Here is a 15,323-nt window from a genome sequence, read left to right on the forward strand (position 1 = left end):
CGCTCGGACGGTGGCCGCTGCGGCACTGGCGTCAGCATGCCCGGAATGCCGTCTGGCCGCGCCTTCTCCAGCATGCGCTGATAGGCCGGCCGTGCCTCGACCCGCGTCTTCCACGCCGCAATCTTCGGGAACTGCGCCTCATCCACCAGGTTCAGCTTCGTCGCCACATTCAGCGGGAACCACATCATGATGTCGGCGGACGAGAACTCGGCCCCGCCAAAATAGTCATGCGCCTCGAGATAATTCTCCGAATACTGCACCACCGCCTCGCTATCGACGAGTGGGGAGCGCTGTTTCGGCGGATTGGCCATCCAGGCGCGGTAATCGCTGAACAGGCGCGCCGCGAGTGAGCCCTCGGCATAGTGCAGCCACATCAGATGCTTGGCATAGTCGGGGCTCGCGATGGGCGGCGTCAGCTCGCCCGGCGCATAGCGGTTGATGATCGTCTCGATGATGGCCCCGCTCTCGACCAGGATCTCATCGCCCAGCGTCACCGTCGGCACCATCGGCATCTCATGGCCAAGCGCCCGCACCTTCGCCATCGAGGCGCCAAGATCGCCGCGCACATATTCGAGCTCATAAGGCATTTCCAGCTCTTCCATGAGCCAGACAATCCGCTCCGACCGCCGCCCCTCAAGGTGATAGATCGTCAGCGGCGGCATCGGCATCGCGACCTGTGCCTCGGTCATGGTCTCGACCGCCTCAGTCTCCGTAACCGGCGTCACACACGCCCCCAACAAGGCAAGGCCCAACCCCGCCGCAAACATCATCCTCATCAGCGATTTCCTCCAGCTCTCTGTAATTATTGGTGCGGTCGTAGCATGGAGGGGAGGGGATGGCGACGGAGTTATCGTCCTCCCATCTCTGCGAAGGCTAGGATTTTGGGAAATTTGTTATTGCGCGCCTTGCGAATCTGTGTTCATGTTTAGTTCTCGTGAAGAGGGAGCTGAACCATGCTTAAACTTCATGACCGCATCGGCTGCTAAGCACTGCTATTGCTGACGGCTCGGGCGACGCGGTAACAGGACGAACGAGGAAGAGGGCAACCCCATGAGAGTAGATGGGGTCCTCGCCGGCGGATAGCAGCCGTTTGGTTCATAAATCGGGGGGTAGCAGCCCGAGCGCCGGTCCGGCGAAGATCGTGTGGAAGAGCCACTCGACCACTTCAACGGGTAGTCGGAACAGCTTTAGAGCTACCTCTGTCCTTTTTTTGATTGGGGGGGCAATCCTGCAACCGGTCGATTGGCTTCCAGATTTTCTGTCTTATCCACTGTTCTGGATCTATCTTAATCAAACCTTGATCGCGGGCTGCTTTGCAGTGCTGATCGGCTGGCTTACCGTTAAGGCGATCAGGCGCCAAATTTCGCTTCAAAAGGAGTTGGAAGACGAGCGTAGGCGGAGATCGCATCTCGCCACCGTAAGCGGTTTGACGTTAACCTTTTCCGAGATAATAGAATACGCAGAAGCTTGTTGGCATTCATCAATTCGAATGCTTCAGAAATGGCAAGAATACCAAGAATGGGATCGAACGAGTACTCACGAATTCCAACTGGGTTTGCCCCAGTTTCCATTCGATGCCTTTAGAGAAGTTCAAAAAGCGATCGAAACCGCAGAGCCAGAGGATGCAAAAAAGCTCGCTGAACTTTTGAGCTTTGCCCAAATCCAGAATTCGAGACTTGCCTCTTTGGCGCAACAATTTTTTCCTGCCACGCATGACCAGAGGAGCGTGATAGTGAAGCCGAACGTTTATCGAGCGGCACGAGATGCGCTTGAAATACGATTTCGGGCATCGCGATGCCTGACTTACGCTCGGCAACTCTCTCAACACATAGATAATTTGCCGGATTTTTCTGCTGTAGAAGAGTTTTTGTTTTTTGTGTCCACGCAGTACGAGGGCGAACTTCGAGAGTACTTGAAGGCAACTTGGCACCAGCATTGGGCTTCAGAGCGCACAACAGGGCCTATGGCCAAAGACTTGCGAACGCAGTCGGACTAAGTTGCATTCAGGCCAAATGGCAAATCTTGCCATTTGGCCATAGCCAGCCTCTTTCGATCTGGATTTCCGGGTCAAGGGCGCTTCGCGTCCGGAGGATTTTACCCTTGACCCGGAAATCCAGATCGGACACGCGCCATGTCTGAAGTTGTCACCTGACCCCTCGCCAGCCGCCAGTCCCTGCGCAGGCAGGGACCCAGGGTGCAATGCCTGCCGTTTAACGCCAGATTGGAGATCACCCCATGGATACCTGCCTTCGCAGGCATCGGCGGCGGTTGGACTATTCGACCAACCTCCCCAAGCCCTCATGGTGAGCAAGGCATGCCCCGGCGCAGGCCGGGATAATTGGGCTTTATAACTGAGAGCGTGAGGCACGAGACCCCGGCCTGCGCCGGGGTGATCGGCAGACGGTGACGATAGCCCACTTCCCCTCCCGATAATTTCGATCTAGCGTCCGGCTCATGATGATCCGCGCCCTTCTCCTTGTCGCCGCCTGCGCCGCTGCGTCTTCTGCCGCAGAGGCCTGTTCCTGCATGGTCTATGGCACGGTGGAGGAGAAGCTCGCCGCGTCCGAGACGATCTTCCTCGGCGCGGCTGAAGAACGCTCGCCCACGGGCGAGGACGAGACCATCGAGGGCATCGCGGACGAAGACGCCCACAAGACGCGGTTCAGGGTCATCCGCAGCTATCGCGGCCCGGACGCCCCGACGCTTGAGGTCGCCCACCGCCTTTCATCGGCCGCCTGCGGCCACGAGTTCAGGAATGGCAGCCCGGTCCTGGTATTCGCCTATGCCGGCGAGGACGGCGCCCTGCAGACCAATTCCTGCGCCCTCATCACCTATACGCGCGACGAAGAAAGCGTCTTCGACGCCCTCGAAGCCGAACATGACGGCAAATGGTGGTGGTGAGCGGCTGACCCCGCTCATCCGGAGTGAAATCGAAGGGCGGGCATCAATAGAGTAGCTTTTGTGCGTGACCTCTCCTCACGCGTCACTCCCGATCGCCGAAGGCGATCTGGGAGCCCATCTTTCGCCGTTGAAGCCATGCGCCGGACAGGTCAGAAGCTGGACCCTCAGACCGCTATCGCGGTCGAGGGTGATGCGACCCGCCCCGTAGTCAGCCCGTTATCGGCCTGCAATCGGCCCGCAATCGGCCCGCAATCGGCCTGCCATTTTGCGGCCCAGAACCCCCATCCATCCCACACCCCGCCTCACCTGAACCCCTTGAGGAAATTCGCCGCCACCTCAAGATGCCCCTGTAACTTTTTCTCATCCATCTTCTCCGCCATGGACACCATCATCGCCCAGCGCGGATTGCCCTTGAGCTTGTCCCTGTTGCGCCAGATCCACCGCCAGTAAAGGCCATCCCAGATATCGCACCACTCCCCCGTCTCATGGTTGCCCATCTTGCGGATATAGGCCGAGCCGGAGAAATACGGCTTCGTCGTGATGCGCCCGCCATCGGCATTCTGGCTCATCGCATAGGCGTTCGGCACCATGACCCAGTCATAGGAGTCGGCGAACATCTCCATGAACCAGCGATAGATGTCCTTTGGATCAATCTCGCAGATGAACATGAACCCGCCGAGCACCATGAGACGCTCGATATGGTGGCAATAGCCTGTTTTAATGATCCTTTTTATGGTGTCGTCGATGGGGGCAATGCCGGTCTCACCGGTCCAGAAGCTCTCTGGCAGGGGCCGGTCATGGCCCCAGTGATTTGTGGTGCGCATGTCGACGCCAAGGTCTTCATAGGTCGCGCGCATGAATTCGCGCCAGCCGATCACCTGCCGGATGAAGCCTTCGGCAGAGTTCATCGGAATGTCGCGCGCCTCGATCACCGCCATGGCCGCATCGAGGACGAGCTTCGGCGTCAGCAGGCCGATATTCAGCATCGGCGTGATCGCCGAATGCCAGAGCAGCGCCTCGCCTTCGAGGATCGCGTCTTCATACGGGCCGAAGCGCTCAAACCGTTCGGCGAGGAACTTGCCAAGCCAGCTCTCAGCATCCTCATGGCTGGTCGGCCAGTAGATATTGTGCAGCGAGCCGTAATTGTCCGGGAAGTCTTCCTCGATTTCGCACCGAGCCTGCTCTTCCAGCTTGTTCGGCTCGCGCGAACGAAGGCGCGGGGGATTAGACCGCAGGTTTTTCGGCACCTTCTTGCGGTTTTCCTCGTCAAAGCTCCACTTGCCGCCTTTTGGCTGGTCGCCCTCCATCAGCACACCGAAGTGCCGGCGCTGGCGCTTGTAGAACTCGGCCATGAACCAGGACTTGTTGTCCTCGCGCCAGGCCCGGTTCTCGCCCGGCGTATTGAGGAACAAGGGTGTGTTCATCAGCTTCAGTTCCAGCCCTTCGGCCTCGCAATAGGATCTGAGGCGTTTCTCCAGGATGAAGTCGACCGGGTCGCAGGCGATGATCTCGTCTATCCCCGCCCCGGCGAGGCGCTTGATTGTCGGCTCCAGCAGCGGTTCGCCGGGTGTGTAGCGGATATATTCGAATTGCGGTTTCAGCCCTTCGAGCCGCTTGGCATAGCGCATCATCGAGGCGCGGTGCAGCCACAGCTTCTGCTTGTGAAACCGCATCGGGTACTGGCGGTCGCCGAAAAACAGCGTGTCCTCGATGAGGCAGATCCGGTCCGGCCTTTTGTCGAGGCCGGGATGATGGTCGAACAGCTGGTGCGGGAAGATCAGAAGGGCGGTACGCATACACGCCGTTACCTAGATCGATCCACCCACAGGCAAAGGCCGTGAAAAGCTGGGGCCCGCCATTGCGGAGACCCCCGAGTCCCTGCCATTATCCGCGCGATGAGCGATGATGGTGATCTCCAGCCCGAAGACGAGCGCGATGACGCGACCTTCTCCATGTTCGGAGAGGAGGAACTGGGCGCTTCGGACGATCAGAAATCCTATCAGGTGCTGGCGCGGAAATACCGCCCGAAACTCTTCTCGGACCTGATCGGCCAGGAGGCGATGGTCCGCACCCTGCGCAATGCCTTCGAGCTCGACCGCATCGCCCACGCCTTCATGCTGACGGGTGTGCGCGGGGTGGGGAAAACAACCACGGCGCGTCTGCTGGCACGGGCGTTCAACTATGAAAGTTCGGACCATGAAGGTCCGAGCCTGAAGCTCGACCCGCCCGGTGAGCACTGCAAGGCGATCATGGAAAGCCGGCATCCGGACGTGCTGGAGCTCGACGCGGCCAGCCGTACCGGCGTGGCCGACATGCGCGAGCTGCTGGACGGTGTGCGATACTCACCCGTTTCTGCCCGCTACAAGGTCTACATCATCGACGAAGTTCACATGTTGTCGACCGCCTCCTTCAATGCGCTCCTGAAGACATTGGAAGAGCCGCCGCCCCACGTGAAATTTATCTTTGCGACCACCGAAATCCGCAAGGTGCCCGTCACTGTTCTTTCCCGTTGCCAGCGTTTCGACCTGAAGCGCCTCGACACAGGCGAGCTTGCCGCCCACCTCGCGAAGATTGCAGGCCGTGAAGGCGCGAAGATTTCCGATGAGGGCATCACCCTCATTGCCCGCGCCGCCGAAGGATCTGTGCGGGACGGATTGTCCATCCTCGACCAGGCGATCGTGCAGGGCCTCGACGGGGGAGAGATCAGCGGCGAAGCGGTGCGCGACATGCTCGGCCTCGGGGATCGCCTCCGCCTGCTCGACGCCTTCGAATATGCCGTCACCGGCAAGGCAAAAGAGGCGGTGAACGAGATCACCGACCAGATCCAGATCGGCGCGGACCCGCTCGTCCTGATGAAGGATCTGCTCGAGATCGCCGCCGATGTCGCAACGGTCCAGGCCATGGGTGACAATTACACGCTGCCAGGCCCGGCCGACTGGACGACCCGCACCCGACAGATCGCAGATAGCGTCACCCCGGCGCAGGCCCAGCGCAACTGGCAGATCCTGCTCTCGGGCTATCGCGACACCCAGAGCGCGCCGGAAAGCGATGTCGCCCTGCGCATGGTAATCCTGCGTCTCGTCGCGGCCGCTGGCCTGCCATCGCCGGAAGACGCCGCCCGGATGATCGCCGAGGGCGGCGGCAAGCCATCCAACGCCAAGGGCAGGGGCGGCAAGGCCGATCCGAATGTCGTGCCTGTCGGCGGTGGCGGCACCGGCAAGCTCTCGAAATTCGAGGATGTCCTCGACCTTCTCGAGAAAGAGCGCGAGCCGCGTCTCTGGGGCGAGGCCAAGGCCTATATCCGCCCGGCTGTCTTCGCCGAAGGCACGATCAGCTGCGACCTGAAAGACGGTGCGCCGATTGACCTGTTGCGCCGCCTGACGGACTTCCTCGAAATCTCGACAGGCCTCGAATGGGATGTGCGCAAGGCGCAGACCTCCCGCGAAACCGTGAAGGAGCGCGAGGACCGCCAGAAGGCCGAACGGATCGAGGCGGTCAAGGCGCATCCCGACGTGAAAGCGGCTCTCGAAGCCATTCCCGGTGCCGAGATCATTGAAGTCAGCCGCGAAGCGCCCCTTGAAGGCGAGCTTGCGGGAGACAATGTGGTCCCCTTGCGCATCGCCAGTTCACAGAAAGGCTAAAGGCCCACTATGAAAGACCTCGGAAAGATCATGCAGCAGGCCCAGCAGATGCAGGCCAAGATGCAGGAAGCCCAGCAGAAGATCGAACAGGTCGAAGCTGAAGGCGTTGCCGGGGCAGGGCTGGTCAGGGTTCGGCTGAAGGGCAAGGGCGCCATGTCAGCCATTTCTATTGATCCGTCGCTGATGGGCGATGAGGCCGAAATCCTTGAAGACCTGATCAAGGCGGCCCATTCCGACGCCCGCAAGCGCCTCGACGAGGAAGTCGAGAAAGCCATGAAGGAAGCCACGTCCGGAATGGGCGGCATGCTCCCCGGCTTCAAGCTGCCTTTCTAGGCAGGCCTTCCTGTCATGAGCCAGAAGAGCGCCGGCCCGGAAATCCTGAAAATGATCGAGCTGATCGCGAAGCTTCCGGGCTTCGGGCCGCGCTCTGCGCGCCGGGCAGCGCTGCACCTGCTCAAACGCAAGGACCAGCTCCTCCTGCCGCTCGCCGATGCGCTGGCTGATGCCGGCCAGAAGATCGAGCGCTGCAATACCTGCGGGAATTTCGATACGCTGCAGCCCTGCGCCGTCTGCCAGTCGACGAGCCGCGATGAGAGCGTCATCTGCGTCGTCGAGGATGTGCCGGACCTCTGGGCGCTGGAACGCGCCAGCGCCTTTCGCGGGCGCTATCATGTGCTGGGCGGCGTCCTTTCGCCGCTCGACGGCGTCGAGCCGGAAGACCTCACCATCGGCATGCTCGTCGATCGCGTGAAAGAAGGCGGGATCCGGGAAGTCATCTTCGCCCTCAGCGCCACGCTCGATGGCCAGATCACGGTCGACTATGTGAAGGACCAGCTGGAAGGCTTCGACATCACCATCACCCGCCTCGCCCAGGGCGTGCCACATGGCGGCGAACTCGATCATCTCGACGAAGGCACCCTGGCCGCAGCCATGCGCTCGCGGCGCTGAACCCCACCCCGACCCTCCCCTGAAGGGGAGGGGGCGATGGGCGCAATCGTTTCAATGTATTGCCCGCCAGTGGTTCGGCTTCGCTCACCATGCCGGGCTGCTTTAGACGTCGCATAAGGGCGACATGGTGAGCGCAGTCGAACCATGTGGCCATGGGCACAACACAGGCATCTTGGCATACCATCATCCCCCCTCTGGGGAGGGATGGGGTGGGGCTACTCCACCGCCCGCTCTTTCGCCCGCTTCCACGCCTCGCGCTGCATGTTGCGGTCGAGATAGGCTTTCAGGTTCGCATAAGGCCCGATTTCGCCAACACGTTCGGCCATGTTCGCGACATAGCTGATCCCGATATCCGGTGCCTGGAACTCGTCGCCGAGAATGTACGGCATCTCACCCAGCCTCTTGTCGAGCAGGCCGAGATGCAGCGGCACCTCGCCATCCGCAAACGCCTTGAATACTGGCGACGGACTGTCGCCCTCGCGCGCCTGCAGCATGCGCAGGAAGAGCGGCAGGAAGGCCGAGCCTTCCGGATAGTGCAGCCAGCGCAGATACTCGGCATAGGCCTTCCAGTCGGTCTGGGCGGGGGCGAGCTTGCGCCCGGTATCGTAGCGGTCGACAAGGTAGGCCGCGATCGCGCCAGACTCGGTCAGCATGATGTCGCCATCCTCCAGGGTCGGTGACTTGCCGAGCGGGGTGGCCTTCTTGATGTCGTCCTGCGACCGGAAGGTCTGCGGATTGCGATGATAGACCTTCAGCTCATAGTCGAGGCCCATTTCCTCCAGCAGCCAGACCGTGAAGATCGAGCGCCCGATGCGCAGATGGTGAAGTATGATCATGTTGTCGGCCTAGTCCTGCGTTTCGGTTTTCGTAATTTCATAGATGGTCCCCTCGGCATCGGCTGTGGCGACGAACAGGCGTCCATCCGGGCTCAGCGCGACATCGCGGTAGGGCAGGTCCAGGTCCGCCAGCAGGTCATGCGTGCCGATGAGGCTTCCGTCTTCCTCCAGCTCAACGCGCACCAGCTTCTTGCCTTTCGGGCCATTCATGCCGCCGATGATGAGATCACCCTCCCAGTCGGCCCAGGCGCCGCCGCCGATCAGCGCCATGCCTGAGGGCGCGATGCTTGGCACCCACTTCACGACAGGCTGCTCCATGCCTTCGGCTTCGGTTTCGTCGGTGATGATGGTGCCGTCATAGTTCACGCCATAGGTAATCTTCGGCCAGCCATAATTATTGCCAGGCTCGATGATGTTCAGCTCATCGCCGCCTTTCGGGCCGTGTTCATGCGCCCAGAGAATGTCGCGGCCAGGATCATAGACGAGGCCCTGCACATTGCGGTGACCATAGGACCAGACGGCAGGCGCCCCCTCTGCCCCGTCAGCGAAAGGATTATCGTCAGGGATCGAGCCGTCGGCATTAATCCGGGCGATGGTGCCGTGATAGTTCATCGGGTTCTGGGCTTCTTCCATATAACGGAAGCCTTCACCCATGCTGACCATCAGCGTGCCATCAGGCAGGAAAACCAGCCGTCCCCCATAGTGGTAGGTGGTCTCGCGCGTGGTGCCCGAGAAGATCTCGGTCACATCGCTGAGCGCGCTTGCATCCTCAGAGAGCACGCCCTTCACGACGGTCGTTGTATTCTCGCCGGACTCGCCCTTGGCAAAAGCGAGATAAAGTGTGCGGTTGGACGCAAAGGCCGGGTCGAGCGCCATCGCGAAATAGCCGCCCTGACCTTCAACCAGCGTGTCCGGCGTACCCGTCACCGCATCCGGCAGGAGCGCACCATCGCGGATCACGCGGATTGTGCCACTGCGCTCAGTGACCAGCATGTCGCCGCCCGGCAGGAACACCATGTCCCACGGCACGGACAGCCCCTCCGCGACCGGTGTCAGCGTCAGCCCGTTTGCGGAAGTCAGCGTGCCTTCCACCTGCGTGCTGGTTTCGGCTTCAACGGGCGTGGTGTCGCTGGTGTCGGGCGCAGTCTGCGCATCATTCGCCTGCGAACAGGCGGCCATCAGCAAAGCGGCGCAAGCCACATAGGTCGTGAGTCTCATTGGATACCCCATGAACAGTGTCTCCAGACTGTAAAGCGAATGCGCGATTCAGCAAATCGATCCACTGCCGGAAATAAAAAAGGGCGGCCCGGAAGCCGCCCTTCTGATCTGGGTCTCTCCAGCTGTATTACCAGCGCTTGCGCACCGAAACTCCATACAGCGATGGTTCGGTGAGGAAGACGTTTGAGAACAGGCCTGAGGAATCATCGGTGAGGTAGCGGCCGGTGATGACCTCCTCATCGGTGATGTTCTTGCCGAAGATCTCGAATTCGAGACCGTTCTCGTCATTGTAGAACTGGATTGCCAGGTTGACGTTGGACCAGCTGTCGAGGCCATCGCCCGGCGTATTCCACACGCGGCTGAAGCTTTCAGCCTGGTAGTAATAGTCGCCGCGGAGACGCATCGCCCAGTTACCGCCAAACAGGTCCTCCCACGTATATTCAGCGCCGAGGCTGAACGTCGTGTCAGGCGCGCCCGGAATGGAGTTGCCGTCGAGGTCCTTGGCTTCCCCGTCAAATGGAGTCAGACCGCCAATCGTCTGGGTCTGTCCGTTCGAGTCGACATAGGTCACATCACCGACACCGAAGGCCGCTTCTGCGCCAGCAAACGCGCCGACACAGAGTCCCGCCGTATCACCAGGCTGCAGTATACCGGCCTGAATTGCGCCGAGAATGGTCGCATAACCGGCCGCCGAGACGACACAGTTGGAGTAGCTGGACGCATTCTTCAGCGCGACGAGGTCTGCCCGGCCATTGGTGCGGTCGAGCACGTCAACGGCATAGGTGTCCTGTATCTCGGAGTCGAGCAGGCCCAGATTGGCGTTGATGATAAAGGTCGAAGCCGGGTTCCAGATCGTCTCGAATTCGAGACCCTTCAGCTCAGCGTCGATGTTAAAGTTTGCCGAGGTGCGGTTGATGATCTGCGTGATCTGGTAGCCTTCATAATCATAGTAGAAGCCCGTCGCGTTGAACTGCACGGCGCCGTTTGCCAGCGTGTTCTTCGTGCCGATCTCGTAGGAGTTGATGAACTCCGGATCGAAGAATTGCGGGAAGAGGTCAGCGCCGGCTGGTTGCGGTGGATTGATGCCGCCGCCCTTATAGCCCTTCGAATAGAAGCCATAGACCAGCGTGTCTTCCGTGAAGTCGAGATCCGGCGACCAGTCGAGACCGATACGGCCCGTGGTTTCCTGGAACTGTGCATTAAACGAGCCGTCACCTGCTTCATCCGGCGAGTTGCCTGGAATTGGCGTAGGCGCGAGCGGGTCAGCTCCCGGAGCCTGCGGTGTAAACAGGAAGGTCGGGATATTGTCCTGCGCCTTCTCGTCATCGGTGTATCGCAGGCCGACAGTGAGCTGCAGCGTGTCGGTCAGGTCGAAATAGCCCTCCCCGAAGACAGCGAAGGAATTCAGTTCATAGGGTGAGAGCGAGCGGAAATAGTTGCCGCCATCACCGTTCAGAGACCCGTTGAACAGGCCGTTGAAGTCCGTGCTGCCCGAGTCGAGCGGAACCGGTCCGCCGAAGATGGCACCGCCGAGCGCGTTGTTCAGCTGTGTCAGGGCCGTCAGAGAGTTCGATAACACGTAATAGCCCGCAGTTGGGTCTTTCGGGTCAATTGCTTCGAAATCGACCGAGATGGCGCCGAGATTGAAGTTGAACCGTCCGTCAAAGTCCGATTGCAGGCGAATTTCATGGGTCGTCTGCTCGCTGGCGCCGCCAGAGAGGTCGAATGTGCGGAACACGTTCGACTGGCCAAGTTCCGGATCGCTCACAACGCCGCCCGGGAACAGTGCCGCATAGACCGGCGCGAGGGCCGGATTGCCGAGCGGGTTTCCCGTCGTGTTGAAGGCCACGGTCGGTGCGATCTTGTTATAGTCCTCGATCGACTTGGACGAGGTTTCCGAATAGCTGCCGAGATAGGTCAGCAGCAGGCTGTCGGTCAGGTCGAACTCTGCCTTCCAGGTGTAAAGATCCTGATCGGCTGTGTACTGCGGGTCGAAGGCAGACTCGATTGTGCGCAGGTCGCGGATCACCGGGTCGGTATAGGCGTCGCCATTCAGCAGTCCGGCAAGGATACCGAGACCGCCGCCAAGCGTGGCTGCAGAGTTTACACGGCCATTGGACTGGCTGAGCGGGGCGTCCTGACAACCCAGTGAGGTATAGAGCTGATCCTGCGGGGTCACCGAAATGCCGGCAAAGCTCGTGACGAACGGGTCCTTGTCGCAGAACTGCTTGCCAGACCGCAGGCGGGAGTCGTCTTCCTCGAAGTGCTCATAGGAGAGCCAGCCACGAAGCCGGTCTGTGGGCTCGAATGCCAGCGTGGCGCGCACGCCGTAAAGGTCGCGATCGTCAATGTCATTGCCAGTGACGATATTGTCCACATAACCGTCGCGCTGCAGGAGCGAACCAGCCACACGCAGGGCCACGCGATCACCAATCGGCACGTTGATCATGCCCTTGGCCTTGAACGTGTTGTAATTGCCGTATGTCAGTTTCGCGTCGGCCTGGAACTCTTCCAGGACCGGCTTGGCCGTGATGACGTTGACCACACCACCGGTTGCGTTACGGCCGTACAGCGTGCCTTGCGGGCCGCGCAGTGTCTCAACGCGCTCCACATCGTAGAATTCGGCTTCGAAGAGGCGGTTGGCTGTCAGCGGAACGTCGTTCTGGTGGACGCCGACACCGGCATCGCCCGACTGTGCAACAAGGTCAGCACCGATGCCGCGGATCTTGAAGTTGTAGCCGGTGAAGTTGCCCTTGGTGAAGGCGACGTTTGGAATCGACTTCACAAGGTCGGGGCCACCGGACAGCTGGAGCTTCTCGAGCGCTTCTTCATCAAAGGCCGAAACGGCGATCGGAACATCCTGGATCGACTCTTCGGTCTTCTGCGTGGTCACGAGAACTGTGCCGAGCTTGCGCTGTACGTCCTCGCCGTCTTCCTGCGCGAACGCCATCGGCGTTGCCCAGGCCATGGCGACGGCCGAGGCCCCTGCGAACATGGCGTATTTCTGGTGTGTTCTTGGAATCATTTCATCTCCTCCCGAACCGAGCGTGTCTTGTTTTTGCTCGATTATTTGCGTTTCCTCGCGGGCTTCCCATGTTGTCTGAGAATGCCTCACAAGCCATCTCAGCGGCAGGCGCGACAATTTGTCAATGGCTTCGCGAGCTTATCTGGAGTTGCAATTTTCTTGTGCTTTTTAGGTTACGCATAACTGCCGTAACGGAAGGTTTCGCTTGGTTGCATCCTGTAGCAGTGGTAGTGCCGCGCCTATGAACAAGCCTACCTCTGCCTTGGTCCTTTTCTCCGGCGGACAGGATTCGACAACCTGTCTCGCATCGGCGCTCAAGCGTTTCAGGCATGTCGAGACGGTGGGCTTCGATTATGGCCAGCGTCACAAGGTCGAACTCGATGCGCGGCAGAATGTCCTGAACGCGATCCGCAGCCAGTTCCCGCAATGGGGCGACCGGCTGGGAGATGACCATTTCATCGACCTCACTGCGCTGGGTGAAATCAGCGAGACCGCGATGACCCGCGAGGAAGAGATCTCCACCGATGACAATGGACTGCCGTCCACCTTCGTGCCGGGCCGCAACCTCATCTTCCTGACCATGGCCGCAGCACTCGGGTGGCGGCGCGGTATCTCCGTCCTTATCGGAGGCATGTGCGAGACCGATTATTCCGGCTATCCCGACTGTCGGCGTGACACGATCGATGCTCAGCAGAAGGCGCTTGGCCTCGGCATGGACAAGGCGATCACCATTGAGACGCCGCTTATGTGGCTCGACAAGGCGGAGACCTGGCAGCTGGCCATGGATCTTGGCGGACAGTCGCTCGTCGACATAATCGTGAATGACAGTCACACCTGCTATCTTGGCGAACGGGGCCGCAAGCATGACTGGGGCTATGGCTGCGGCAAGTGTCCCGCCTGTGAGCTTCGCGCGTCCGGATACAGGAAGTGGCAGGAGCGCTTCCGGTGAAGACCTATTCGGTCAAGGAAGCCTATGTGACCTTGCAGGGCGAAGGCGCGCAGACAGGCCGGGCGGCCGTGTTCCTGCGCTTTGCCGGCTGTAATCTCTGGAGTGGGCTGGAGCGCGACCGCGACACGGCCGTCTGCAAGTTCTGCGATACCGATTTTGTCGGCACGAATGGTGTGAATGGTGGCAAGTTTCGCGGCCCCGAAGCGCTGGTTGATCATGTCTCGCGTCTCTGGCAGTCCGAAGGCCGCATGGCTGGCGAGGAAGCCTATATCGTCTGCACCGGCGGCGAGCCGCTGATGCAGCTTGATGAGCCGCTGATCGATGCGTTTCATGCCGCCGGATTCAGGGTCGGGGTCGAGACCAATGGCACGCTCGAAGCGCCAGCCTCGCTGGACTGGATCTGCGTCTCGCCCAAGGCAAATGCCGAAATCGTCCAGATCAGTGGGAATGAGCTGAAGCTTGTCTACCCCCAGAGCGAAGCAGAAGCGCAGCCTGAGTGCTTCGAAACACTGCAGTTCGAGCACTTCTTTCTACAGCCTAAAGATGATAACAGGCAGGCCGATAATATTCAGGCCGCAGCGGCCTATTGCATGAAGCATCCGAAATGGCGACTGAGCTTACAAACCCACAAACTGATCGGGCTGCCCTGAGCCCGTCAGGCGAAGTGTTCGAGATCTCGAAGGCGGTGACCTTCGAGGCGGCGCATTTCATGGGCGGAAAGCCTGAGGGCCATCCCTATCGCAATCTGCATGGCCACAGTTTCCGGCTGGAAGCCTCCGTGCGCGGCACAGTGAAGCCGGGCGAGGAATGGGTCGAGGATTTCGGCCACCTGACGGCAGAGCTGAACCGCGTCGCGGGCCTGCTTGACCACAAGCTCCTCAACGAGATTGAAGGCCTGTCTGTCCCGACGCTTGAGCGGGTCTGCCTGTGGGCTGCGAATGAATTGAAAACGGCCCTGCCGGGTCTCTCAAAAGTGAGCCTGGCAAGGCCGTCTCTCAATGAAGTCTGTACGCTGGAGCTGAGCCGCTAGCCAGCCAGCTGTTCGGCCAGGCGTTTCGCGAAGTTGCGAGACGCGCGATTGGCATCGTGCCACACGCCGGCCGCCACCACCTGGCGGATGTCATGCTCATACCAGTCATATTCGAGCTCGCCGATGACCGTGCCAGAGGCGTCATAAGCGGTGCCCTTCAGCGTCATGCCGCCAATCGATTTCGAGCGCAGGGCGTCGAGACCGGGATTATCGGACAATTGCTGCATGGTTGGCCGGTTCGGTTTTGCGTCAACAATCGTGACGCTCACCTTGGCGGGGTCGATACCAGCCTTCTGGAAGGCGTGTTCGATATCCTTGCGGATATCGGCAATCAGCTTCTCGCCTTCACGCGTACCGTAATCGTCGACCAGCTTCTCCTCGAAGTCCGTCGAATAGCCGATATTGATCTCAGCTGCGTAAGCAAGCGGGGCAAGTGAAGCAGCGGCAATGGCAATCAGAAAAGTCTTCATGGCAGTCCTCCTGTCTGTACATAATATAATATTCGGCCCCGCCTGGTGAAGCGGAGTCGTTTCGGATTACAGAGAATTTATCAGGAGACGCGCAAGGGCTGCCTAGTCGTCCTTGTCGTCATCCCCGTCCGGGATCACGGCGCCAACGACAGCGCCTGTCGTGTTTACAGCACCTTCAGCGACATCACCGGCCACGCTGACGGCCGTGCCGACAATGCACCCGCCGAGCGGCAGGGACAGGCAGAAAAGAAACGAAACAGCAAGAAGACGGGTCATGCGCGCACACTGGCATGACCCGTCTTAAC

At 60.2% G+C, this 15,323-nt stretch carries 15 protein-coding genes; 8 read left to right on the forward strand and 7 right to left on the reverse strand.

Annotation, left to right across the window (positions count from 1 at the left end; genetic code table 11):
- Window positions 1-776: glutathione S-transferase family protein (locus B8746_RS00095; protein ID WP_143434482.1), on the reverse strand; the 776-nt coding region annotated here is incomplete at its 3' end.
- Between the two features lie 284 nt (window positions 777-1,060).
- On the opposite strand from B8746_RS00095, the gene B8746_RS00100 reads away from it, so the two are divergent.
- Window positions 1,061-1,996, forward strand: coding sequence for a hypothetical protein (locus B8746_RS00100; protein ID WP_084391223.1), 936 nt, complete (start codon window positions 1,061-1,063; stop codon window positions 1,994-1,996).
- Between the two features lie 458 nt (window positions 1,997-2,454).
- Window positions 2,455-2,901 carry a hypothetical protein gene (locus tag B8746_RS00105; RefSeq protein WP_084391224.1) on the forward strand — a complete coding sequence of 149 codons (447 nt, stop codon included), beginning with the start codon at window positions 2,455-2,457 and terminating at the stop codon, window positions 2,899-2,901.
- Between the two features lie 302 nt (window positions 2,902-3,203).
- On the opposite strand, the gene B8746_RS00110 is transcribed toward B8746_RS00105, so the two are convergent.
- Window positions 3,204-4,697 carry a cryptochrome/photolyase family protein gene (locus B8746_RS00110; RefSeq protein ID WP_084391225.1) on the reverse strand — a complete coding sequence of 498 codons (1,494 nt, stop codon included), beginning with the start codon at window positions 4,695-4,697 and terminating at the stop codon, window positions 3,204-3,206.
- A gap of 99 nt (window positions 4,698-4,796) precedes the next feature.
- Between B8746_RS00110 and B8746_RS00115 the strand changes: the two genes are divergently transcribed.
- From B8746_RS00115 to recR, 3 genes are read left to right on the forward strand one after another with little or no spacing between them, the layout of a single operon-like run.
- Complete coding sequence (locus B8746_RS00115; RefSeq protein WP_084391226.1) at window positions 4,797-6,542, forward strand: DNA polymerase III subunit gamma/tau; 1,746 nt, start codon at window positions 4,797-4,799, stop codon at window positions 6,540-6,542.
- A 9-nt stretch (window positions 6,543-6,551) separates the two neighbouring features.
- Complete coding sequence (locus tag B8746_RS00120; protein WP_084391227.1) at window positions 6,552-6,875, forward strand: YbaB/EbfC family nucleoid-associated protein; 324 nt, start codon at window positions 6,552-6,554, stop codon at window positions 6,873-6,875.
- Between the two features lie 15 nt (window positions 6,876-6,890).
- On the forward strand, window positions 6,891-7,490 hold the full coding sequence (gene recR, locus B8746_RS00125; protein WP_084391228.1) for a recombination mediator RecR: 600 nt from the start codon (window positions 6,891-6,893) through the stop codon (window positions 7,488-7,490).
- Between the two features lie 215 nt (window positions 7,491-7,705).
- On the opposite strand, the gene B8746_RS00130 is transcribed toward recR, so the two are convergent.
- The 3 genes from B8746_RS00130 to B8746_RS00140 all read right to left on the reverse strand — a co-directional run bounded on the left by B8746_RS00130 (window position 7,706) and on the right by B8746_RS00140 (window position 12,569).
- Window positions 7,706-8,326 (reverse strand): glutathione S-transferase family protein, encoded by a 621-nt coding sequence (locus tag B8746_RS00130; protein ID WP_084391229.1) that lies wholly within the window; start codon window positions 8,324-8,326, stop codon window positions 7,706-7,708.
- Window positions 8,327-8,335: 9 nt separating this feature from the next.
- The gene (locus B8746_RS00135) at window positions 8,336-9,544 is read right to left on the reverse strand and encodes a PQQ-dependent sugar dehydrogenase (protein ID WP_095380809.1); all 1,209 of its coding nucleotides are present in this window, start codon (window positions 9,542-9,544) and stop codon (window positions 8,336-8,338) included.
- A 127-nt stretch (window positions 9,545-9,671) separates the two neighbouring features.
- Entirely contained in the window at window positions 9,672-12,569 is a 2,898-nt protein-coding gene (locus B8746_RS00140; RefSeq protein WP_233123759.1) for a TonB-dependent receptor, read from the reverse strand.
- Between the two features lie 241 nt (window positions 12,570-12,810).
- On the opposite strand from B8746_RS00140, the gene queC reads away from it, so the two are divergent.
- From queC to B8746_RS00155, 3 genes are read left to right on the forward strand one after another with little or no spacing between them, the layout of a single operon-like run.
- Window positions 12,811-13,518 (forward strand): 7-cyano-7-deazaguanine synthase QueC, encoded by a 708-nt coding sequence (gene queC, locus B8746_RS00145; RefSeq protein WP_084391231.1) that lies wholly within the window; start codon window positions 12,811-12,813, stop codon window positions 13,516-13,518.
- Window positions 13,515-14,168, forward strand: a complete 654-nt coding sequence (gene queE / locus B8746_RS00150) for a 7-carboxy-7-deazaguanine synthase (RefSeq protein ID WP_084391232.1) — start codon at window positions 13,515-13,517, stop codon at window positions 14,166-14,168. The genes queC and queE overlap by 4 nt, the downstream gene beginning before the upstream one ends.
- Entirely contained in the window at window positions 14,123-14,548 is a 426-nt protein-coding gene (locus B8746_RS00155; protein ID WP_084391233.1) for a 6-carboxytetrahydropterin synthase, read from the forward strand. The genes queE and B8746_RS00155 overlap by 46 nt, the downstream gene beginning before the upstream one ends.
- Here the strand turns inward: B8746_RS00155 and B8746_RS00160 are convergent.
- Window positions 14,545-15,018, reverse strand: coding sequence for a hypothetical protein (locus B8746_RS00160; RefSeq protein ID WP_084391234.1), 474 nt, complete (start codon window positions 15,016-15,018; stop codon window positions 14,545-14,547). The genes B8746_RS00155 and B8746_RS00160 overlap by 4 nt on opposite strands.
- A gap of 102 nt (window positions 15,019-15,120) precedes the next feature.
- Complete coding sequence (locus B8746_RS17195) at window positions 15,121-15,294, reverse strand: NF038104 family lipoprotein (RefSeq protein ID WP_188657449.1); 174 nt, start codon at window positions 15,292-15,294, stop codon at window positions 15,121-15,123.
- Window positions 15,295-15,323 lie beyond the last annotated feature (29 nt).

The organism is Henriciella pelagia, assembly GCF_002088945.1.
Classification (GTDB): Bacteria; Pseudomonadota; Alphaproteobacteria; order Caulobacterales; family Hyphomonadaceae; genus Henriciella; species Henriciella pelagia.